The 20,447-nt window shown below is 56.6% G+C and carries 27 protein-coding genes; 6 read left to right on the plus strand and 21 right to left on the minus strand.

Annotation, left to right across the window (positions count from 1 at the left end):
• Positions 1-81: 81 nt before the first annotated feature.
• The 6 genes from OCV80_RS01325 (at position 82) to OCV80_RS01350 (ending at position 6,179) form a co-directional block, all read left to right on the plus strand.
• Positions 82-1,851, plus strand: a complete 1,770-nt coding sequence (locus tag OCV80_RS01325; protein ID WP_009259447.1) for an ABC transporter ATP-binding protein — start codon at positions 82-84, stop codon at positions 1,849-1,851.
• A gap of 1 nt (position 1,852) precedes the next feature.
• The gene (locus OCV80_RS01330) at positions 1,853-3,601 is read left to right on the plus strand and encodes an ABC transporter ATP-binding protein (protein ID WP_009259446.1); all 1,749 of its coding nucleotides are present in this window, start codon (positions 1,853-1,855) and stop codon (positions 3,599-3,601) included.
• Positions 3,598-4,002 (plus strand): metal-dependent transcriptional regulator, encoded by a 405-nt coding sequence (locus tag OCV80_RS01335; protein WP_009259445.1) that lies wholly within the window; start codon positions 3,598-3,600, stop codon positions 4,000-4,002. The genes OCV80_RS01330 and OCV80_RS01335 overlap by 4 nt, the downstream gene beginning before the upstream one ends.
• A 358-nt stretch (positions 4,003-4,360) precedes the next feature.
• A complete protein-coding gene (locus tag OCV80_RS01340; protein WP_009259444.1) occupies positions 4,361-4,930 on the plus strand; it encodes a response regulator transcription factor in 570 nt (189 codons plus the stop codon).
• Positions 4,931-5,250: 320 nt separating this feature from the next.
• The gene (locus OCV80_RS01345) at positions 5,251-5,760 is read left to right on the plus strand and encodes a hypothetical protein (RefSeq protein WP_009259443.1); all 510 of its coding nucleotides are present in this window, start codon (positions 5,251-5,253) and stop codon (positions 5,758-5,760) included.
• The gene (locus tag OCV80_RS01350; protein ID WP_009259442.1) at positions 5,757-6,179 is read left to right on the plus strand and encodes a DUF6075 family protein; all 423 of its coding nucleotides are present in this window, start codon (positions 5,757-5,759) and stop codon (positions 6,177-6,179) included. Before OCV80_RS01345 ends, OCV80_RS01350 begins: the two co-directional genes overlap by 4 nt.
• 79 nt (positions 6,180-6,258) lie before the next feature.
• Here the strand turns inward: OCV80_RS01350 and OCV80_RS01355 are convergent, their stop codons facing one another.
• The 21 genes from OCV80_RS01355 to OCV80_RS01455 form a co-directional block, all read right to left on the minus strand.
• On the minus strand, positions 6,259-7,353 hold the full coding sequence (locus OCV80_RS01355) for a HipA domain-containing protein (protein ID WP_226923279.1): 1,095 nt from the start codon (positions 7,351-7,353) through the stop codon (positions 6,259-6,261).
• A 300-nt stretch (positions 7,354-7,653) separates the two neighbouring features.
• Positions 7,654-8,082 (minus strand): hypothetical protein, encoded by a 429-nt coding sequence (locus OCV80_RS01360; protein WP_009259440.1) that lies wholly within the window; start codon positions 8,080-8,082, stop codon positions 7,654-7,656.
• Positions 8,083-8,084: 2 nt separating this feature from the next.
• A complete protein-coding gene (locus tag OCV80_RS01365) occupies positions 8,085-9,401 on the minus strand; it encodes an AAA family ATPase (protein ID WP_009259439.1) in 1,317 nt (438 codons plus the stop codon).
• Between the two features lie 203 nt (positions 9,402-9,604).
• A complete protein-coding gene (locus OCV80_RS01370; RefSeq protein ID WP_009259438.1) occupies positions 9,605-11,203 on the minus strand; it encodes a vWA domain-containing protein in 1,599 nt (532 codons plus the stop codon).
• A 65-nt stretch (positions 11,204-11,268) separates the two neighbouring features.
• Entirely contained in the window at positions 11,269-11,961 is a 693-nt protein-coding gene (locus tag OCV80_RS01375; RefSeq protein WP_195327955.1) for a site-specific DNA-methyltransferase, read from the minus strand.
• Positions 11,962-12,031: 70 nt separating this feature from the next.
• Complete coding sequence (locus tag OCV80_RS01380; RefSeq protein ID WP_009259436.1) at positions 12,032-12,298, minus strand: hypothetical protein; 267 nt, start codon at positions 12,296-12,298, stop codon at positions 12,032-12,034.
• A 4-nt stretch (positions 12,299-12,302) separates the two neighbouring features.
• On the minus strand, positions 12,303-12,575 hold the full coding sequence (locus tag OCV80_RS01385; RefSeq protein ID WP_009259435.1) for a hypothetical protein: 273 nt from the start codon (positions 12,573-12,575) through the stop codon (positions 12,303-12,305).
• Positions 12,576-12,601: 26 nt separating this feature from the next.
• Entirely contained in the window at positions 12,602-13,657 is a 1,056-nt protein-coding gene (locus OCV80_RS01390; protein ID WP_009259434.1) for a TRM11 family methyltransferase, read from the minus strand.
• Positions 13,658-13,755: 98 nt separating this feature from the next.
• On the minus strand, positions 13,756-14,178 hold the full coding sequence (locus OCV80_RS01395; protein WP_009259433.1) for a single-stranded DNA-binding protein: 423 nt from the start codon (positions 14,176-14,178) through the stop codon (positions 13,756-13,758).
• A 19-nt stretch (positions 14,179-14,197) separates the two neighbouring features.
• Positions 14,198-14,392, minus strand: coding sequence for a hypothetical protein (locus OCV80_RS01400; RefSeq protein WP_009259432.1), 195 nt, complete (start codon positions 14,390-14,392; stop codon positions 14,198-14,200).
• The gene (locus OCV80_RS01405; protein WP_009259431.1) at positions 14,389-14,550 is read right to left on the minus strand and encodes a hypothetical protein; all 162 of its coding nucleotides are present in this window, start codon (positions 14,548-14,550) and stop codon (positions 14,389-14,391) included. The genes OCV80_RS01400 and OCV80_RS01405 overlap by 4 nt, the downstream gene beginning before the upstream one ends.
• Positions 14,547-14,729: a hypothetical protein gene (locus OCV80_RS01410; protein ID WP_009259430.1), complete on the minus strand. Its 183-nt coding sequence runs from the start codon at positions 14,727-14,729 to the stop codon at positions 14,547-14,549. The genes OCV80_RS01405 and OCV80_RS01410 overlap by 4 nt, the downstream gene beginning before the upstream one ends.
• Positions 14,722-15,405 carry a hypothetical protein gene (locus OCV80_RS01415; protein WP_009259429.1) on the minus strand — a complete coding sequence of 228 codons (684 nt, stop codon included), beginning with the start codon at positions 15,403-15,405 and terminating at the stop codon, positions 14,722-14,724. Before OCV80_RS01415 ends, OCV80_RS01410 begins: the two co-directional genes overlap by 8 nt.
• Before the next feature lies 1 nt (position 15,406).
• Positions 15,407-15,631: a hypothetical protein gene (locus OCV80_RS01420; RefSeq protein ID WP_009259428.1), complete on the minus strand. Its 225-nt coding sequence runs from the start codon at positions 15,629-15,631 to the stop codon at positions 15,407-15,409.
• Between the two features lie 16 nt (positions 15,632-15,647).
• Positions 15,648-16,184 carry a sigma-70 RNA polymerase sigma factor region 4 domain-containing protein gene (locus OCV80_RS01425; RefSeq protein WP_009259427.1) on the minus strand — a complete coding sequence of 179 codons (537 nt, stop codon included), beginning with the start codon at positions 16,182-16,184 and terminating at the stop codon, positions 15,648-15,650.
• A gap of 33 nt (positions 16,185-16,217) precedes the next feature.
• A complete protein-coding gene (locus tag OCV80_RS01430; RefSeq protein ID WP_147570954.1) occupies positions 16,218-17,582 on the minus strand; it encodes an AAA family ATPase in 1,365 nt (454 codons plus the stop codon).
• A gap of 14 nt (positions 17,583-17,596) precedes the next feature.
• Positions 17,597-17,926, minus strand: coding sequence for a hypothetical protein (locus tag OCV80_RS01435; protein ID WP_147570955.1), 330 nt, complete (start codon positions 17,924-17,926; stop codon positions 17,597-17,599).
• Positions 17,927-18,169: 243 nt separating this feature from the next.
• The gene (locus tag OCV80_RS01440) at positions 18,170-18,727 is read right to left on the minus strand and encodes a hypothetical protein (protein ID WP_147570956.1); all 558 of its coding nucleotides are present in this window, start codon (positions 18,725-18,727) and stop codon (positions 18,170-18,172) included.
• Positions 18,720-19,640 (minus strand): hypothetical protein, encoded by a 921-nt coding sequence (locus tag OCV80_RS01445; RefSeq protein ID WP_147570957.1) that lies wholly within the window; start codon positions 19,638-19,640, stop codon positions 18,720-18,722. Before OCV80_RS01445 ends, OCV80_RS01440 begins: the two co-directional genes overlap by 8 nt.
• On the minus strand, positions 19,633-19,923 hold the full coding sequence (locus tag OCV80_RS01450) for a hypothetical protein (RefSeq protein WP_147570958.1): 291 nt from the start codon (positions 19,921-19,923) through the stop codon (positions 19,633-19,635). Before OCV80_RS01450 ends, OCV80_RS01445 begins: the two co-directional genes overlap by 8 nt.
• Complete coding sequence (locus tag OCV80_RS01455; protein ID WP_147570959.1) at positions 19,916-20,446, minus strand: hypothetical protein; 531 nt, start codon at positions 20,444-20,446, stop codon at positions 19,916-19,918. The genes OCV80_RS01450 and OCV80_RS01455 overlap by 8 nt, the downstream gene beginning before the upstream one ends.
• Between the last annotated feature and the right edge of the window lies 1 nt (position 20,447).

A 20,447-nucleotide genomic window follows, 5' to 3' on the forward strand; every position in this document is an offset into this window, starting at 1 on the left:
AAAAGAGCTTTTTTATCAGTTACAATGGCTGCGGTTAGCGAAAGCAAATCGCAGTCATTTCTTTTGAGAGGAGTCTTGCCGATGAAAGAACGGACCTGGCTGAGCATCCTGCTCTCCTATGCCGGACCCTGCCGGGGCAAAATGGCCGCCTCGGTGGCCCTGGCGGTGGTCAGCGTGGCAGGAGGCTTTGTGCCGTATCTGGGAGTCTATCAAATCCTGCGGCTGTTTGTGGAGCGTCGGGCGGGCCTGGAGGGCATCCTGCTGTGGTGTGGGGTGTGCCTGGCAGGCTACGCCGTCAAGGTGGCGGGCTATGCCCTGTCCACCATGCTGGCCCATGTATCCGCCTATACCATTCTGGAGGGCCTTCGCCTCCAGGTGGCAGATCAGCTCATGAGGGCGCCCCTGGGCGAGGTGGAATCCCGGCCCATCGGGGCCATGAAGAGCACCATCGTGGACCGCATCGAGGATGTGGAGCCGCCCCTGGCCCACATGATCCCAGAGCTGAGCTCTAACCTGCTTCTGCCCCTGGCGGTCGTCATCGCCATGTTCGCCATCGACTGGCGGATGGGCCTGGCCTTGCTGGTGACCATCCCAGTGGCCCTGGTCCCCATGGCGGCGGGGATGCGGTCCTACAACAAGAACTATGCCGCCTATATGGCGGCCAACAACCATGTCAACAGCGTCATCGTGGAATATGTGGAGGGCATCCAGGTGGTCAAGGCCTTCAGCCAGGGGGAGCGATCCTACGCCAAGTTCGCCCAGGCTGTGAGCTCTTTCCGGGACTTTACCCTGAACTGGTTCCGCTGCACCTGGGCCTCCATGAATCTGTGCCTGTCCATCCTGCCCACCACCCTGCTGGGGACCCTCCCGGTGGGCATCTATCTTTACCAGACCGGGGTGCTGGACCCAGCTCAGGTGACGCTCTGCCTGATGATGGCCCTGGGCATCGTCTCCCCGCTCATGAGAGCTACCGCATTCATCAACTCCATGAAGAGTATGCAGTTTGCGGTGAAGGACACCCGGGAGCTGCTGGACCTGCCCCAGCTCTCTCAGGCGAAGCAGGAGGCGGATCTGGACGGCAGCGGCATCCGGTTTCGGAATGTGGCCTTTTCCTATGGCGGGACGGGGGGCGCGGAGGTGCTCCATGACCTGGAGCTGCACATCCCCCAGGGGAGCTTCACCGCCCTGGTAGGGCCCTCAGGAGGCGGCAAGTCCACCATCGCCCGGCTGGCTGCCCGCTTCTGGGATGTGACGGCCGGCTCCATCACCCTGGGTGGGCGGGACATCCGGGAAATGCCTCTGAAACAGCTCTCCCAGGCCATCAGCTTCGTCACCCAGGACAACTTCCTCTTTGACTGCTCTCTCAAGGAGAACATCCGCCTGGGAAAGCCGGACGCCTCGGACGAGGAGGTGCTGGCGGCGGCCAGGGCGGCCCAGTGTGAGGAGTTTCTGGCCCGACTGGACCGGGGCTGGGACACCCCGGCGGGAGAGGCGGGCAGACAGCTCTCCGGCGGGGAGCGCCAGCGTATCGCCATCGCCCGCGCCATTTTGAAGGACGCCCCCATTGTGATTTTGGACGAAGCCACCGCGTTTACCGATCCGGAAAATGAGGACAAAATCCAGAGCTCGATCATGGCCCTCTCCAAAGGGAAGACCCTGCTGGTCATCGCCCACCGCCTGAGCACCATCCAGAACGCGGATCAGATCGTGGTGCTGGAAAAGGGGCATATCGTGGACCAGGGCACCCAGGCGGAGCTGCTCCGCCGCTGCCTGCTTTACCAGAAGCTGTGGCAGGCCCACATCGGAGCCCAAGGCTGGGCAGTTACATCGGGCGCAAAGGAGGGACAGTGAGATGTTTCACAGTGTAGGACGGATCATGCGGTGGGCCGGAGCCTACCGGAAACGAATGGTGCTGGGCTTCGTGTGCTCCTTCTTCGCCACCTGGTGCACCGCCGGGCCGGTGGTGCTGGCGGCTTGGGCGCTGGGACAGCTGATTGTGGACGCCTGGGGAGAGGAGCGCCTGTCTCCGCACCTTCCCTGGCTGTGCCTGGGCGGGATCGTGGTGCTGATTCTTCTGCGGTTTTTCTTCACCTACTGGAAAAACCGGCTTCAGGAGAGTATCGGCACGGAACGGGCGGCAGAGCAGCGGATGGAGCTGGGGAATGTGCTCAAGCGGGTGTCCCTGGGGTACTTCGCCAAAAACGACCTGGGAGACATTTTGGCAGCCCTCACCACCGAACTGAGCACCCTGGAGCTCCAGAGCATGAAAATGGTGGATGCGGTGGTGAACGGCTATATCCAAGTGGCCGTGATCCTGCTGTGTGTGGCGTTTTTCTGCCCGCCTGCCGCGCTGGCGGCGCTGATCGGTGTGCTGGTGTCCGCCTTTGCTCTGCGGGGGATCGGCCGCCAGAGCGCCCGCACCGCCCCGGTGAGCCACCGGGCTCAGGAGGCGCTGTCCGGGGCGGCCATTGAGTACATTCACGGTCTGCCGGTGGTCAAGTCCTTCGGCCAGGATGGCGTTTCTGTCCAGCGGTTTCGGGAGGCCTGCCGGGCAAACAAGGCCATCCGCATCAAAAATGAGTTCGGCTTTGTCCCCTGGAACTGTCTGCACCTGTTTGCTCTGCGGGCGGCTTCCGTGGGGCTGGTGCTCACCGCCGGCTGGCAGGCCCTGGCCGGCGCCCTTCCCCTCCAGTATTTCCTGATGATCGCCCTGTTCTCCTTTACCATCTTCGGCAGTGTGGAGGCCATCAACGATGCGGCCCACATCCTGTCGGTGACGGACTCGGTGCTGGACCGTCTGGAGGAGCTGGAGCAAACCGATTTCATTGACAAGGGAGGAAAGGAGGTCGTGCCGGAGCGCTTCGATGTGGCCCTGAGCCATGTGTCCTTCGGCTACGGCGGCCGCGAGGTGCTCCACGATGTATCCTTTACCGCCCCCCAGGGGACCACTACCGCCATCGTTGGCCCCTCCGGCTCCGGAAAGAGTACCATCTGCAATTTGGTTGCCCGGTTTTATGATGTGAATGCCGGCTCTGTCTCCGTGGGCGGACACGATGTGCGGGAGTTTACCTGCGAGAGCTTGCTGAGAAACATCTCCATGGTGTTCCAAACGGTGTATCTGTTCCATGACACGGTGGAGAACAACATCAAGTTCGGCTGCCCGGACGCCACCCATGAACAGGTGGTGGCCGCTGCCAAGGCCGCCTGCTGCCACGATTTCATCTCTGCCCTGCCGAACGGCTATGATACCGTGATTGGAGAGGGCGGCTCCACCCTCTCCGGCGGGGAGAAACAGCGCATTTCCATCGCCCGCGCCATGCTCAAAAACGCGCCTATCGTCATCCTTGATGAAGCGACCGCCAGCGTAGACCCGGAGAATGAGCACCTGATTCAGCAGGCTCTGTCCGCTTTGACAAAGGGGAAAACCATCCTTACCATCGCCCATCGGCTGGCCACCATCCAGAGCGCGGACCAGATCCTGGTGGTGGAGGACGGCCGCATCGTTCAGCGGGGTACCCACGACGAGCTCATGGCCCAGGGCGGGCTTTACCGGCGATTCATTGAGATCCGGGAACAGGCCGAGGGCTGGAGACTGGCATGAGGGAGAACAGCAAGCGACAGCATCCCGCATCCTTACACGCTTCAGGCGAGGACTATCTGGAAGCCATCCTGATCCTTCATATGAAAAAGGGCACGGTGCGCTCCGTGGATGTGGCCCGACACCTGGGAGTTTCCAAGCCCAGCGTGTGCCATGCGGTGGCGTTGCTAAAGGACGGCGGTTTTCTCACCATGGATGAGGATTTCTCCCTATGCCTGACGGATGTGGGCCGGGAGGTCGCGGAGAGCATCTACGAGCGCCATTGTTTTTTTACAGAGAAGCTGATTGCCGCAGGGGTTGACCCCAAGGTGGCGGAAGCCGACGCCTGCAGGATTGAGCACATCATCAGCGCGGAGTCTTTTGAGCGGCTGAAAGAGGCGGCTAAAGGTATGAGGCAGGCGTAACGCCTCATTCTTTCGGCTCCTGAATAAGCACACTTAAAAGAAGCTGGAAAGGAACACCCCCTGCTTTGGCAGGGGGTGTTCCTTAATTGAAGCTGTTCAACCGTGCTCCGGCATTATTCCCGGCATTTTGCTCGTGACGCAAGTACAGAAATTTATCAGAAATTAAACATAATTCAGGAGAGTATAATACATCCATTTTCCATAAAAAGGAGATGAAATTACGAGCAGCGTCATTTCAGGAAAGCGTATTCTACTAATTGAGGAAAGCCAAGCACAGGCGGAGAGCATCCGAGCCTTATTGAGGAAAAACGGGGTTGATCCTTGCATCGCCTTGACAATCCAAAACGCGGTCAGCCAAATGATGATCCGCACCTTTGATGTAGTGGCTCTGGACGCGGATACCGAGGATGCTGCCCGTCTGATTGGTTTGCTGCTGGATCTTCGGCACGCAAAGAATACGCTTCTACTTATGTTCCCAATCGGTAAATCTGATGTTCGGGCGGCTTTTATGAACCGAGGGTTTGATATGTGCCTTGCGGAAAACAGTCCCAAGGAGTGCTCTGCCGCTGTCTGTGCCCTGCTTCGCCGTCCGTCGGCCGATGAATACCCTACGGAGGCCGCACCGCCTGGCCGTATCATTTATAAAGATCTGATGATGGACCCCTTGCGCCAAAGGGTCACAATGCGCGGAAGTCAGCTCTCCTTTACAGCTCTGGAGTTCAAGCTCCTCTATTTCCTGGCCAGCAATCCCTCTATCGTCTTTTCCAGGGAACTGATCTATGAACGGGTCTGGAGGGAGAGCAGTCTCTACGGCAGTAAGAGCGTTAACGACCTGATCTGTTCTATACGAAAGAAGATGGGCCTGTCTCCTAAAGATACCGATTATATCAAGACAGTCAAGGGAGTCGGGTACTGTTTCGCTCCATAATGTCGAAATAACACATATTCCGCCGCAAATTCTCTTTTAAGTCCACTTTGGGAGCGTAAGGAAACCATGATGCACCGCTATTCTGTGGATAACGGCACAAGAACCCACATCGCGACGAAATTTGCTTTCAAAGCATGGAATGAGATGGGGGAATATGAATAGGTCTGCGCCTCCACTTTTCCACCATGGCAGGGCAACAGCTTGGTCTACCGCTATCCTATTCTCCGGTGCCAATTTTCTTGCCTTGGATAAGAATTCCTCGCATGATGTCTCCTTGTGCTGAAAAATTTTATTTCAGAAAGAAAGGCGGGGGGATCATCATGGAGCAAACGAAAATAAGAGAACAGGTAATTGATGACTTGAAGCAATATCCGGAGCTGAAGAAGAAAGTCATCTTGCTTCGCTATGAGCAGGAACACCCCGCCAAGATTTCAGACAGCGAGGTGATCGACAGCATGGCGCTTTCACGGCCGGTGAGCGACGGCATTCGACCGGCGGGATTTATCTCAGATAAGACCATGCGTATCGCCACACAGTTCCGGGACAAGAAAGACCGACTCAACCAAGAAACCATTATGGAGATCGCCCAGGAGCTTTATACCGTTGAACAACAGATCTCCAAGCTGGAGTTCTATGTCTCACAATTAGAAGAAAAACAGGCCGAAGTGATCCGAAAATATTATTTTGAGGGGAAAACTTGGGGAGAATTACAGCGGGAAATGCATCTGGCGCCGCGGACACTGCTCAAGCGCAGAGACGATGGCCTGGATGCGCTTGTGTCCATCTACTCTTACATAGGGCAGGTGAAAGGAGATCGAAGGAATACATGACGGTACATTTTTATGACGATGCGCACGAAGCGTTTTTCCGTGAGAAATTGGAGCGGGCCGCAGCATCCGGGCGTACTCCAGACAACTATTTTCGTTCTTTCCTCTATCTGTGCGGGCTGTGCCCAGATACCAGGAGCCACTTCCATCGTTTATTTGACTGGCGGGAGTGGTGTATCTGCCCGGAGGCGCTGGCTGACGGCTGGCAGACTGGTACGAGCAAAAGAATCACCAGGCTGGCATTTAACCTGTGGAACGGCTATGGGCAGGAGCAACCGGAGGATGAACGGGTCTCTGCGGCATTCCTGCCGGATGAGATATTCTGCTGTGGGTTTCAGTCCTGCTTCTTTGAGGCGGTGCGGCTCCGTTTCCCAGAATATGCGGACGCTGCCTCATCACTCCCATGTATGGGACCAGGCTAAATGATTTTTGTAAATAACCCATACTGTGTTTTACAGGCCGACAGCGCAAAGCTGCCGGCCTGTGTTCTTTGATCCGATATTATTGTTCGCTTTGGCCGCTGTAACGAATATCCTCCGTCACATCATGGCCTGTTCCCGGAACGGCATAGACGCCGCAGCGGGAGATCTCCTTGAGCGTTTCAATGCGCCAACGCAGGGCACGGGCCACAGCAATGCGGCGGGCTTCATCCAGGAACAGGGAGCCCTTGGTCAGCTCCATCCATTCCTCCTCGATACTGTCCAGCCTGGACAGGTCCAGCCAGTCAAAGGAAGATACCAGCTTGATCTGCTCCTCATGGCGGTCCTTGAACGGCTTGCAGGTGACCCGCCCGCTTCCCACCATGCCGGTGGGCTTGTCAAACCACAGGGATGTGCCGCTGTCGTAGATCGGGGCGGCGCCCAAATACTCCAGCGTCTCAGCGTTGCGTACCACGCCGAAGTTATTTTGGTGCCGGTCCTCGTTGACGATCAGGTAGTCCAGTACGATCATCCGGTCCACGGCCTCCCGGACGCCGGGAATACCAAGGGCTTCACAGCAGTCCATATAATGCTGATAGACCGAGACATGATTGGGCCGCTTTACCGTCTGCATGATATACCACGCTGGGATCAACTCGGTTTCCGGGGTGATAAAGTCCTCACATACGCTGTACGGGTAGTCCTCCTGGACCGTCAGCGTATAGGTCACATGGGGGATACCCAGACGCTCCATCACGGAACTGGCCAGCACCTCATTGTAGGGCTCCTGCTGGGTGGCGCCGCTTCCGCCCTTCATCAGGCACCGGCGCTCATCCAGAATGGCCCACTTTTTCTTCAGCCAACCGTCCGAGGTGTTGTCCGGGGACATCAGGCTTACCCGGCCGCTGGATGAGCCGCGGCCGAGCAGGATATTGCCCACATCATCGGAAAAGGCGTTTTGAAAGAAGTTTACCTCCTCCCAGCGCACGCCGCTGGATGTCGGGCAGATCCAATATTGGTCGGACAGGCTTAGCCCCAGGCATTTGTCCAGGAGCAGTTGTGTGGAGGCCAACTCCAACTCTCGCAGGGCATCCCGGATGCGGTCACGGCTGGCTGGAATGGCCCGGCCGGTCCACCATGTATTGAGGGCGCTCCTGTCAATGACTCCCTTTTTCACAGGGATACCTACCGGAACATGGAGCGCGTTATAAACATGGCCGACAGACCGGATCACACCGGTGTCCGTATCCAATTGGAGGTCGGCCACAGGTGTATTTTTGTGCATAAGAACATAGCGACTGTCTGCCATTTTGGTTTCACCTCTTTCTGCTTGATTATAGTAAGAAAAAAGGAACTTGCAACTTGCCGTTGAGTATGCGATGCGCCTCCAAGGGGCTTTTTATTTTTGAGAAAACAGCAGGACCGGCACCGGGCGGCAATTTGAACTCCCCGGTGCGCCGATCCTTCGCAAGATGAATCAGATCGTTTCCTCTAAAAGCCGCTCTTTGATGACGACGGTATTTCCATGCTTCCTTTTCCAGGAGAGTACGGGCCTGGTTTGTATTCCATGGGTACCCGTTCTGAAAACGATACGGCGCAGGACTGCATATTCCGGAATGGAGGGGGCAATCATGGCGACGGTAGTCTCAATCTGCTCAATGGCCTTGACCAGATCGGAGCCCTTCAATTCGATGTAGTAGGAAGTCTTTGCATCATCGTTCAAAAGGAGATAATCACAGCGCGGAGACATATCCCCCGCTGCGACCACCTCTCCATCCACCTTGAACTGCCGGATCATGTGCCTATTTTTGTTCTTGCCGACATGGGTACAGCGATTTTCCGCCGAAGTAAATACGGAGTGCTGTCCCGCCCGATGCGGCGTAAAATCATTGATGTTGCAGCACATACCTATCCCTCCTCAGAAAACAAAAATCCGAGAAGGAAATCGCTTAACGCATTGATCTCAGTGGAGGCGCCGTCAATCAGTTCATTCTTGATCAGCTTCAGCCCATCATCCTCGTTCACAGCCGTTTCCAGCTTGCCGTCATGAATATAATAGGCGTTTGATCTTTCCGCATCAAGCCAAAACCTCTTGTTGAGACGCGGCTTGACCTCTTCTTGACGCTGAACAGGAACCTGGCCGGCGAGCATCAGATAGTTCAGTGTGCTGAGCACATAGGGGCTGTGTGTGGTCACGATGCCTGTGTTCCCGCTGGTAAGCATCAAAGCGAGCACATGGGAGATTGTCTGCTGGGAGGCCGGATAAAGGTGGGACTCCGGCTCTTCCACGATCAGGAACACCTTTCTCTGCTCAATCAGATAATAGAACAGAAGGTTAAAAAGCCACACAACTTCCTGCTGGCCGGAGGAAGCCAGGTTGATTTTCACATATTTGCCGTCTGAAAGATATAGACGCTCCTCATTTTCCGTATATCGGTAGCTGCCGTTCAACACCTGCTCCGCGGCTGTTCTCAAGAGGTTGACCGCGGGCCTGATCTCCTTGTACTTTTTCAGCCGAATCGGGTCAGCCTCAATTTCCCGGATAACGCCATCCATCCCGTAGCCGAAGGTCGGCTTGAGCTTTAGGATCAATTCCGTGTATCGCTTGGTGATATAGTCGATATTACGGAGTTGGGACTCCTCCAGCGAAGTAAAAATATAGTTGAGCTGCGCGCTCAGCAGTGTAATCAAATTGCGCCCGGCCGGAATAAAGACGGTTTCATACGGATCATTAAACAACTGGCTGAGCTGTTTCTCGGCATAGTCCCTCTGGCCGGGAGAGATATTGGAAAAATTCCGCCAGCCCAGCTCTGTGAAATACTCTTTCACAGAGCCGCTAAATTCAATTTCGATATAGTTTTTCAGGGGATCATCATAATTTTCAGTCAGGGATACCCGGATAGAGACATTCTTTTTATAGGTGTATTCCATCTTCATATCCAGCGGCATGACCCAGGAGGTCCCAAAAAGCTGCAGGAATTTGTTCTTCAGGCGCTGTTCCAAGACCATGGACCAGGAAGCGTCATCCCGGTCCGATACTGCTTGCGGGCCTCCCTGCATGATAATATTCAAAATATCCTGTTTGACCGTCCTGAAAAAATAGACGGCTTTTGCAACGGTGCTTTTTCCGCTGGACTGCGGGCCAGTCAAAACGGTGAAGTCGTTCAGGTCCAAATCACATTCTTGAATAGGACCAACATGATATAACCGGAGCTTGTGATCCATGCGGCACACTCCTTTTCCAAAGCGATTTTAAGTTCTGTATTTGTTGTTAGTATAATCAGATTTTAGAGATAAATCAAGTCGAGATGGTGAATGAGGCAAGTCTGGAGATTCGCGGCGAGACGCCTTTGGCGGCAGAGTGACACGGACGGATAGTTCGCAACTCTCCGTCCGTGTTCTCTGTGTAATAAGATGTTTTCTCGCCGCTATGCCACCCGGCTCACCACCAGCTGCTCCGCGATTTGATCGCGGGAGAGCTGGCTGGTGCGGTAGACATTGGTGCAGAACTCCCGGAGGCTGAACTCAAACCCGGCGTCCTCCTGATCCAGCAGGATGCCGGTGATCTGGAAGCCTCTGGCGGACTGTTCCGCCTTCAGCTTTTCCAGGAAACTGTCCGGCAAAACACATTCACCGTCCGTGACGAACACCATGTCGGCATTTTCAAAGCCCTCCTGCTCCATGAGGCGCAGGGCCTCCCGCAGCGGCGTCTCGTAGTCGGTGTTTCCGTTTAGGAAGGTCTCGGCACAGCGCAGAACATCCTCACGGTCGTACTGCCCCGGCAGGAAGAGATCAGTCTGAACATCTCCAACCCCGGCAAAATGGATCACGGCAAACCGGCGCTGGTCCCGCATGGCAATGTCCAGCAGGGCCAGGGCCACCGCCTTACACCAGGGTGCTTGGCTCTCCGCAGAACTGGACTCGTCCAGCATACAGATGATGTCGCCGCTTCCCTTGCAGATGGGCTCCCGGCGCTGGTACTGCTTGAGTGCCTTTCGCTGGAGCTTGCGCAGGAAAAGCGGCAGCGTCTCCGGCGCGGCAAGCATGGCGAACTCCGAGGCAATGGCCCTGTTGATGTCGCCGCCCAGCTCCAGGCTGTACTTCTCGCCGCGGCCATAGGCATAGCCGTTTTTGCGCTTGCCGTCCATCAGCTCCTTCAGGCGCCCCAGATAGCGGGCCACCTCCATGAGCGTGGGACTCTTGCCGACGCGGGCGGCCAACTCCAGGTCCGCCGCTCTCCGCTCCGGATCATTGCTGTCAGGGCCGTAGCCCCAGGCCAGAAGCGCCGACGAAACGCTTTCGGCTTTCTGTGCCGCCGCCCGTACCGCCTGTGCAAAACAGCCGGAGACGGCCTCTTTATTTTGGAGCATCTGGTCGCGGACCATATGGCCCACGGCTTCCGTCTGGTTGACCTGGCTCTGGGCCTGATTGGCAGCCTTGACGGCCTGCTTCTCCAGTTCGGGAAGCTGCTCAGGGCCGGCCTGTGCGATTTGCTTCATCAGTTTTTGAAGCTCCTCCATGCTCCTGTCCCTTTTTTGTTCCAGGCGCTCCAGGGTATTCAGCGCCCCTTTTTTTCCACTGGCTTTTTCCAGCAGCTCATCCAGGTTTCCAGCCACCTGACTGATAAATTCCGAAGCGGCCTCATAGGCGGGGAGCTGCCGCCCCTCACAGGCGGCTTTGATGGCGGGATAGTCCTCGCCGTCCATCACCTCATTTAGGATCGGTGCATTGAAGCGGCGGGCCTGCTCGGAAATGGCATCTTCTGGCTGCCGCCGCACATTCAGGGAATAAAAGCTCTGATAGATGTCCCTGCTCAGAGCGGGAAAGGTGGACAGCTTTTCGCCGCAGGCTTTTTCCAGCGCATCCAGCTCGTTATCACCCCGGCGCAGGTCCCGGTATGCCGCGTCCTCCAGTTTGGTTGATTTCAGCACCCGATGTCCGCCGGCGTGCCGGGGGGAGAATGTCTGCGCGGTCTGTGCCAGGGGAGAGCCCAGCACATCGCTTAAAGAGCGAAAATAAGTACGCATATTACTTTCCTTCCTTTGTCATTTTCAAAGTCCTGTTATGATCGAAATCCTCTTCGGGATCAATCTTATCCCGCGTTGTCTCTCAGGCCATCGCAGTCTGCCGCATTTTGGAGCGACAGCCAGCGCCGCTCCAACAGCGGCGCTATTTTTGCCACGGTGCCGTCCTTGTCAAATGGAGCGAGCACCAGATCACCCTCGTTGCTCCAGGTCCGGATGTGATCTTCGGCCAGCCGTTCTGATAGGCTCACAGCTTTGCCGCCGAACAGCTCGCTCTCCATCGGTAAAACAGTGCCGTAGTGCCAGACATTTGTGCGGGCGCCGAATTTCTGAATCGTCTTTCGGCCTTTTGGAGTGAGCGTGCCGTTCACTTCACGCTTGGTGAGGCATCCCCAGGTCTTTGTACCTGCCCACTTGTTGGGCTTGTCTTTCAAAATATGAACGGTCTTGGGCTTGCCCTTTGCGAGGATATACATGGACTCAAAAGCGTCTCCATATCGGACAGGGGTGGGCGGCGTGTTCCTTTCCTTTTCCACAAGGATGGTGTCGATCAGTCTCAACTGGATTGATTGAAAGTAGACTACCTGACGGAATTGCGCGGTGGAAAAGGTGGCCTCCCCGCGCTCATTGGGGACATGCCAGACCAGCACCCCGCCCGGCTTCAAAACCCGTAAGAGCTCAACCGCAGTCCTCCGAAACAGGTAATCGGATGGCCGGCCTTTTTGAAAAAACTCCTGCTTGCCTGGAGCGGCCAGAATCAAATCTATGGTCTCCGCGGGCAGCGCCAGTAAAACCTGGAGGTGATCTGCGCAGCGGATGACTTTTCCAGGCTCAGATAAGAGCATCGTATTCACCGTCCTTCTGTGACCTGCATCCAGCGGAGAGGCGCTTGGCGGTTGGGACATGGCGCTTCTCCATTTCTCGCTGAAGCTCCGCTTGAAAACGGGCGGCAGCGGCGTGGATTCTCCGCAGTTGACGAAGTTCCTCTTTGGAAAGGGACCCGTCATCTTCATAGGCCGCCAGTTCGCAGGCTGTGGAAAAGGCGGCGAGGGCGGAGACCATGTTTTGGCATTGAGCTTTTAAGTATGGATTGTCCATTGTACTATTCCTTTCCAAACAGCCTGGACGAGTCGAACAGGATTACTTTCCCGTCCTCCGTGATACGCATGGCTGTGAAGTGAAATGCACTCCTGGCGATACCGGATAGGTAGTCCAGGCGGCCCAAACGGGTGACGGCCTCATCTCTGGTAATAGGGGCGCCGTCCATCTCGTAAGTTGTTTTGTCTCTTCTGGTGGCTTCTTGGATCTGGGCGAAGTCTTTTCTGCCATATCCGCAGCGTTCAAGATACATCTTCTCTTCTTTTGTGATCTTCATTGAGATCTCTGCCTCCTGTTTTTGATTTAGGCCACGGCATAATTCAGGGCATAGAAGCCGTTTCCGCAGGAAATATATTGTCCCGGGTGCTCATAGGCGGTGGCCCGTATGCGATCCCGAAAATGCGGGTTTTTCTTTGCTTTTGGGTGAGCGGCCAGACGGTCTCCCAAGTCGGACAGCTTGGCGCGGCCGCTCAGCTCCTCCATGGTCAACCGAATCAGGTGGTGCCAAGTCAAGCCAGGGATGTCCTCCTTCCGTAGATCCACGGTGGTCTCCCGGCGCACCGCGAAAGGGAAAAAGAGTGCATCCTGTTTATGGAAAAGGAGCAAATACTCCGTTACCACAGGGATGAATGGCTTTTTGTAGCTGCGGGTGTCGCTGACGCAGTTGTATTGCCCTTTTACGATGAACGCTTCCATCTGTCCCACGCGCATAAGGTCATGCTGCATAGAGTAGAAACTCCCTTTGGTGCGGATGTCCCCAACCAGGATGGCAAGCCGGCCGTCCCTGCGCAGGGCCATAAAGAGCTTCTGGACAATGTAATTCAGCTTTTCCACAAACTCGGGATAGCTGGAACACCTGGAAAGGTCATCCTTATGCGGCGTGCCCCACATATTTCCGGAGTAAGGGATCAGATTATGGTAGGGCGGGTGGAGAAAAATCAAATCTGCCGAATCGTCCACTTCGTCCCGCAGCGCATCCCATCCGCCAATACCGCAGGCAGGGGCGGGATTGAGGTCATACAGAAGCGAGCGCACACCAAGGCTCTGCGCCGCCGCCTGGCTCGTCCCAGAGCCGGACATAGGATCAAGGAGCGTAAAGTCCTGTGTCTGCTTCCCGTAGTAATGCTTGCACTCAAGCACATAGCGGAGAATCGCCCGCACGACCTCCGGCGAGCAGTTTCCACGCCACTTGTTGTTCCCGCCGCTGCCGCGTTCCGGGAAAGCCATAAAAGAAGTGAGTTCCTTACCCACACGCTGGCGAAGCTCTTTGGTCCCCAGTTCCTGGACAATCTGTTTCCAGCGGGGGCCGAACTCTTTCTCCAATATCTGTACTGCGCGATCCTGTTCCGGAAAGCTCATGTATCATCGTCTCCTGTATCTTGGTATATTTGCTTTTGCAGGGAAGAAATACAGCGCGGGAGAGGACGAAGCCTCCCCCGCGTGTTGTTTTGCCGGAATTAGAAATCCGGCGCAAAGTCATCGCCGCCGCCCGGCACAGAGCCCTGATAGGCGCCGTAGCCCGCAAACTGGTCGTCGGCGGGGAAGTCGCCGGCGGCATCATCCTTCTTGCTGTCGGCAAAGTAGGCGTTGTCCACAAGAATCTCAATGCTGACGCGGTTGTTGCCTTCCCGGTCTTTCCAGCCTCTTGTCTGAAGCCGGCCGTCCACCGAGATCATGCGCCCCTTGGTGAAATACTTGCAGATAAACTCAGCGGTGGATCTCCAGGCCACGACATCGAAAAAGTCCGTCTCTTTCTCCTCGCCCTTGCCATAATCCCGGTCATTGGCAATCCGGAAAGAGGTGACGGAGACGCCGCTTTGGGTGCGGCGCAGCTCAGGGTCTGCAACCAGGCGGCCGGTCATAGTGATACGGTTTAACATAAGGTTGTCCTCCTCTTGATCATGAGAATGTGATTTGCAGGCCATCACTGTAATTGCCTGCTTCAAAGATGTAGTAAGTCCCATTTGGCAGCCGGATCAAGGGGTGCTCGCGCACCCGCTTGACCGCGCTTTTCAGACCGCCGGCGCTGACCGTCAGCGCCAGGGTTTCCAGCCCATTGGCATGGACATGATGGACTCGGAACAGTTTCATCATCCGGAGCTGCCCTCCTTGTGGGAAGGCTCCGCCGGAGCATCCTCTGGAGGATGCCAGTGATATATGCACTCAGGATTTCCACAGCGCCCATTCCACAGAATGCCGTTGTACTCCGGGTACTGCTGCGCGTAATACGGGCCGCCGCCAGTGTAGCTCATGGCGCTTTCTCCTCCCAGTCCCGGCACCGAAATGCCGTCTTCAGATGGCCGTCAGGGTCACGGGAGAGCTCCCGGTCGCGGCCAGTCTGGATGAACAGGAGAAAGACTGCCAGCCCCTTTTTCAGGCAGCCGGGATTGTGGCGGCAGGTGTTACAGTCCTTTTCCGAATCTTTACACATCGCCGGAGCCTCCGTTCCACTCAACCTCCGAGGTGAAATACAGCTTGTCGGTCAGAGCGTCGAAGAATCGGTGAAGCCTTTCCAGCTTGGACAGGCCGCTTTTCCGCCCCGCTTTGTAAATAGCGGCGGAGATGTCTTTGAGCGCATAGCTCCGCCAGCCCTCGCCGGGCATGACAAAGGAAAACCTTCCGGAGGGAAAATCGACCTGGAAGGCACCGTTCACATGAGGATCATTGCGAAAGCGCGCCATCGACAGCTCGGCAAAGTCTTGAGTAGAAAGGCGTTCCGTCTCTCCCAGCCTGGAACGAAAATCGCCGCTTGGGGATGACGGCGACTTTCGCACCGTCTCCCGGATAAAGGCGGCCAGGGCAAGGAGGTCCCAGGCCCGCGTGAGCTTATGGTACTCGCAGGCCCGGCCGGCGGTCAGCTTGAGGACGGACACGCGGTAGGTCTCCGCCTCGTGCCGCACCCGCTCCTCCGCTTCATGCTGTTCCTCCCGGGCCAGCTTTTCGGCAATCTCAACGCGCTGTTCGGATGGGACCAGGCGTTCGTAGAGTTCCGTCAAGACCCTGCCCAGCTCTTCCTCCACACTGGAGCCCGCAGGCTCCAGTGCAGTGGATAGCGCATTGAATTTGTCTTCCGGATACCAGAGAGTGATCTCAAGGCAATTTGCCATGTCAGTCCCTCCCGGTGCGAAGCTCGCCGAGGTATTCGCCAAAGCGCTCCTTATCGAAATCCTCGATGATCTCCATATCTACACAGAAGCGCAGAAATTCCAGGAACATATTCCGGGCGGCGTTGTACTCGTCGCCGCTGAGTTCTTTTTGCTGCTCCAGTGCGTCCAGACACTCGGCCGCATCTCCATAGGTGTTTTGGAATCGGCAGTAGCTCATGTTCGACATAGGATACCTCCTGAATTTAAGCCGCAAGTGCGGCGGTTTCCGTGGGGAACGGCACGACCTTCGAGCGCGCCTGGTCCATCTCCAGCTTGATTTCACCGGGTTTGACCTGAAACATACGGGCAATCTCCAGGTCGTGGTAGCCCTGTGCGCGCAATGCGGCGATCTGCCGCTGCTTTTGCGTCAGCTTGCCGGAGAGTTCCTGAAAAGACAGCACATTTTCATAGGCCGCCGATACGGGGTCCAGCAGATCCCGGGTATGAAGCTCTTCATCCAGGGACTCTACCAGGGCACGGCGCTTCTTGCGCATCCAATACTCCTTGGAGTGGTGGACATCGCAGCTCATGGCCCGGTAGGCAATGGTGGAAAAGCTGTACTTGCGCAGTTCTGGCCGGGCCAGATATTTGCGGACTGCCCGCAGGTAGCCAAAGACCACAACATCGTAAAAGTCATCCTCCGGCAGCCCCGCCTTGCGCAGATACCCATAGATAACGGAGTGATGTTCGGCAGCAAATTCTGATTCAGCCTCAGTCAGCGGCAGATTGTAATTTAACATAATTGGCACCTCTTTCTTTATCATTGGATGCTGTCAACTGGTCTTCAGGTCATAGAGCTCCCGAAGCGGAACATAAGAGTATTGGACCGACGCATGGGCCTCCTTGCTGTACCGCTCCAGTTCTTCCAGACAGGCGTTGATCTTTTCCCGCTCCGCATCGCTCTGAGCATTGGAGAGCATTTGACTGAGCGTGATATAGAGGGACATAAATTCATCCCGCAGTTTTCCGATCCGGCGGGCCGCAGGGGCGTCGGCCGTATCGGTAAACTCCTGATACCCCTCCACGGCTTCCGCCAGAATGGTGTCCAGCCGGTCCTTGAGGGGATCGTTGCACATCCGCTCCAAGGTGGATTGGATGATAGTCCGCTCCTCCGGAGCGGTCCACAGGTAGGCGCAGAGCGTGGTCAGATCAGACGGCTCCACGGTGTCCCTGCCGCTGAGCCAGGCCTTTGCCTGTGCGATAGGGGCGTAGTTAAAATATTTCCGGTCAGAGATATGGATGCCCTTGCCGCGCAGCTCGCACAACACATCGTCCATCAGCTCATTCACCTGGTCCGGGACGCGGACCTGAAGCACTTCGTCCTGCATAGCCTGCAGCTCCGCCAGGGAAATGACGGCCGACGGATTTTGCGCCGTGCCCTGCGCCGCCTGCTTCTGCTTCAGAATCGTCAGGCGGGCATCCCTGTCTTCCACATACTCAGTGACCACCTTGAGTTCAAACCGGTCATAGAGCGGCTTGAGGATCTTTTCCTCCGGGTTTGCGAAATTCGGAATTTCATTGGAGGCGGAAAAGAAAGAGATCGCGGGAATGTGGATGGTTTTGCCCTCGTTGGTGTACCGGCGCTCGTTGAGCGCGGTCAGGAGGGCGTTGAGAATACCGTCGGCGGCCTTAAAAATCTCGTCTAAAAAGACAATGTGGCTGTCCGGCAACTTTCCTTTGGTGATGATCCGGGGCTCGCCGCTGTGCAGCTCAGCGAGCGCTTTACGGTACTGTTCCATCTCCGCAGTCAGGTCCGCGAGCTGACTTGCGCTGTCCGGCCCGCCGGTCTGAAGCGCCGTCTCCAGCTTCCGGCGCAGCTCCTGATAGTGCTGGTCTTTCTCCAACACCTCCTCCGGCACGCCGCCGGGGATGAGGCTGGAGAGGTCCAGACGCCCGAACAACGCCTCTTCATCGGTCTGCTTGGACATCAGCCGCTCAAACTGGTTGGCGCCGGTGATGCCGGCGCGGAACAGGTTGATAACGGCGCTCTTGGCCTGGCCGGTATCGCCCAAAATAAAGACATTCTTGCGGGTGAGCAGGGCGATGGCGATGATCTCAATGAGTTCATCACGCTCGGCCACCTGTGCCCGGACTTCCTCCATCCGGGCGAGCATCTTGTTTCTCAGTGTTTGACTCATTTGTTTTTCCTCCTTTAGCATCTCCAGAGACGAAGCCGGCCGGGTGTCGGCGCCAGCAGGCGGTCTGGGATCGGTTTGCCGCTGCGGAGCATAGCCGTAATTCCACAGCCAAGCCAGGTAAAATGCGAGGCGGTAAGCTCCGCCGGACGATGGCAGTCTCTTGCCCACTCCGGGAGCTGGGTGTCGATGTATGCCTGCGCCTCCTCATGGGTACGGAATTTCATGGCGTGGGGCGGCTCATCATAGCCGACGGCATCCGGGACCCCGCCTATTTCGCCATGCTCGGCATAGTACAGGTGATCGGTATCTCTGGTGTTGCGAATCAGATAAAGGCTATATGCCATTTGCAATCCTCCAGCAGAACTTCAGGATTACGGACGCCGGCAGGGTCTTGAATGTCTCTTGCCGGTCCGGTGAGAGGGCGTCGAAGATCTGGCAGACGACATTCGCAGTGGTCGCGTCCAGCCAGACCCAGCCGGCCCCCGCTTCAAAGGGCTCGCGTATGTCATACAATCCGGGAGTATGCTCCCGCGGGCGGATCATACGCAGCCCATGTTCGCGTACAGTTTGGCAGCACTCTAAAAAGGTCATGGCTGAAAACCCATCCCTTCTCTTATTTGGGCGAAAGCATCGGTTTCATTCCGGCGGTAGCTTCCCATGTACCGCCCATTTGCGATCATGTACTCGCGCAGGGTCAATTCGTTGTCCCATAGTACGGAATTGTCATCCTTGATAAGCGCGGTCAAGCAAAACTTCAGGGTGGGATAATCCCGAGAGACAACGCGAAACATATTTTTGGGGAGCGTGTCCCATACGAAGAAACGGTAGCGCCGTTCTCCCAATACCCGTTTGACCTGCATTTCACACAGGTCTCCGCCGGCTTCCCAATAATCCGCGCACCACAGGCGCCCGGCCTTGAGAAAGCCGCGGCGCTGGATCTCCTCCGGCACCGGAAACAGCGCGTGGAACGAATACCTGGGCTTGGTGTTTGGGGGGCGGTCGGCCCACTGTGGGCCGCATCCGCTCCGAAAAGCCTTGTCAAAGGTGTTGAGAAACGCCGCGTCCCCGCTGACGCTCAGCAGGCATTCGATATACTGGGGGAGTTCCTGCTCCGCCCCGGATTGATTGCGCAAAGGCTCAGGCATGGCGGCTGTCCTCGCTGGTACTTTCCGTCACGGCGGATTTTCTATGCAGCTCCGCTTCCAGCTCCCGCTTTGGCGTATAGCGGTGCAGGTTTTCGTTGACATATTTCGCTGTATGGTACATCAACACCCCGCACAGCTGGCCCATCAGCCGACAGGCCTCGGCGTCGTCCCGAAGCGTCTTGAATGTGCCGATGGAGCAGCGGTCATTTCCGGACTCGTCAAACTGTCCCTCAAGGAACAGCTCCACATAGATCCCCTCGCAGCCAAAGTCTATGGTAGATACTGCGGAAAAGGCGTAGTTTGTCAGATAGGAGTCCTTATCCGGAGACAGCGGCTCATTTTTGTTGGGGAGATAGTAGTCCAAAATGGGCTCGATCTCCCTCAGATCGCCGTTGGCCCTGGCCCGGTCCAGCACGGCGTACAGCAGCGTGCTTTTCCGGTCCCGCCGGGGGACGGTATAGGGCTCCTCAGCCCGGTTGCGGCAGATCCAGTCCTCTACTGCGCGCTGATCCTCCTCGTGGAACAGCTTGAGGAACTGGGCGTTTTTTTCACCCAGCGTGAGATCGTCCTGTTCCATGTACCACGCTGCGCGTCCTAACAGGCTGCGATTGTATGTACCGTCACTGCGCCGGTGTTCAAAGGGACGGTAGTGCTCCATCTCCCGATAGATACGCTCCAGGAGAGCGTCGCCGGAAAGCTCATCCGGGATAGATACGCCGCATTGCAGGTCCTGCCCACCACAGCGCAGGCACCAGCCGGTCATATACAGAAACCGCTGTGGCTCGTGCTGCTCAAGAGAGGCGTACTCCAGCTTCCAGCCCGTAGGAATGAAGTTGCGGCTGTAATGGTCTGTGGCGATCTGGAAACTCCCGCTCTTTGAGGCGGGACAAGTGCAGGCTTGATGCTCATTCATGGCTATTCTCCTTTAACAGTCCGTTTTTTCGCAGGTGGTTTTCCACCGCCTGCGGGGTCAGATACCGCTCCAGCCAGTAGTTTCGCTCCCAGGTCTGCGGAAGTGGGGGATCGAACGCCGGCCTGCGGAAATAGACCTTTTCAAACACTTTGATTTTGTGGCCATCGGTAAAGATAGCGATTCTGCAGGGAGTGTCGTGCATCCCCGGGATAAAGCTATCCAGGATTTTAGCAAGCCGCATGGGTGCTGTCTGCTCACTTGGAGCGGCGGTGTGCTCAGGCATGGTGTGCGCCTCCCTCATGTTCGAGGCCGAACACCTTTGCCGGCAGGACGGTACTCTGGCTGTAACAGTAGAAGAAATGAGAAGCCAGGCCGTCGTCAATTTCGATCAATTCGCCATTTTTCAGCGGCGTGCCGTTGAGCACACTCTCCACCGGCTCCTCCTGGAGCGCGTTGTAAAACTGCTCAGCAGTCATGCCCAGTGGAAACTCGCTCCGGAGCTGGTAGCGGTGGGCCAATGGAAAATACCAATCGTGTTTGTCCGGCTCAAAGTTCAGCCGGCTGTCCCGCTCCAGGGCCTCCTGCATTTCGTCCTTAAATCCATAGATACGGCAGACGGGTGTTTTCAGGCGGTGGGGGCACCATTCGGGAGGTCTGCGTTTCAGGTCTTTCTTCCCAAAACGCCTGCCTTTTTTGCCCTTTTTCATGCAGTAGCAGGTTTCGCTCAGCATAGATCCGACGACCTTGAAATGCGGGCAGCCGAAGCGGCAGCTGGGCTCAGAAAAGGTGATTTTCTTGTCCTTCATC

The sequence above is a fragment of the Oscillibacter acetigenes genome, assembly GCF_025567605.1.
Lineage (GTDB): Bacteria > Bacillota > Clostridia > Oscillospirales > Oscillospiraceae > Oscillibacter > Oscillibacter welbionis.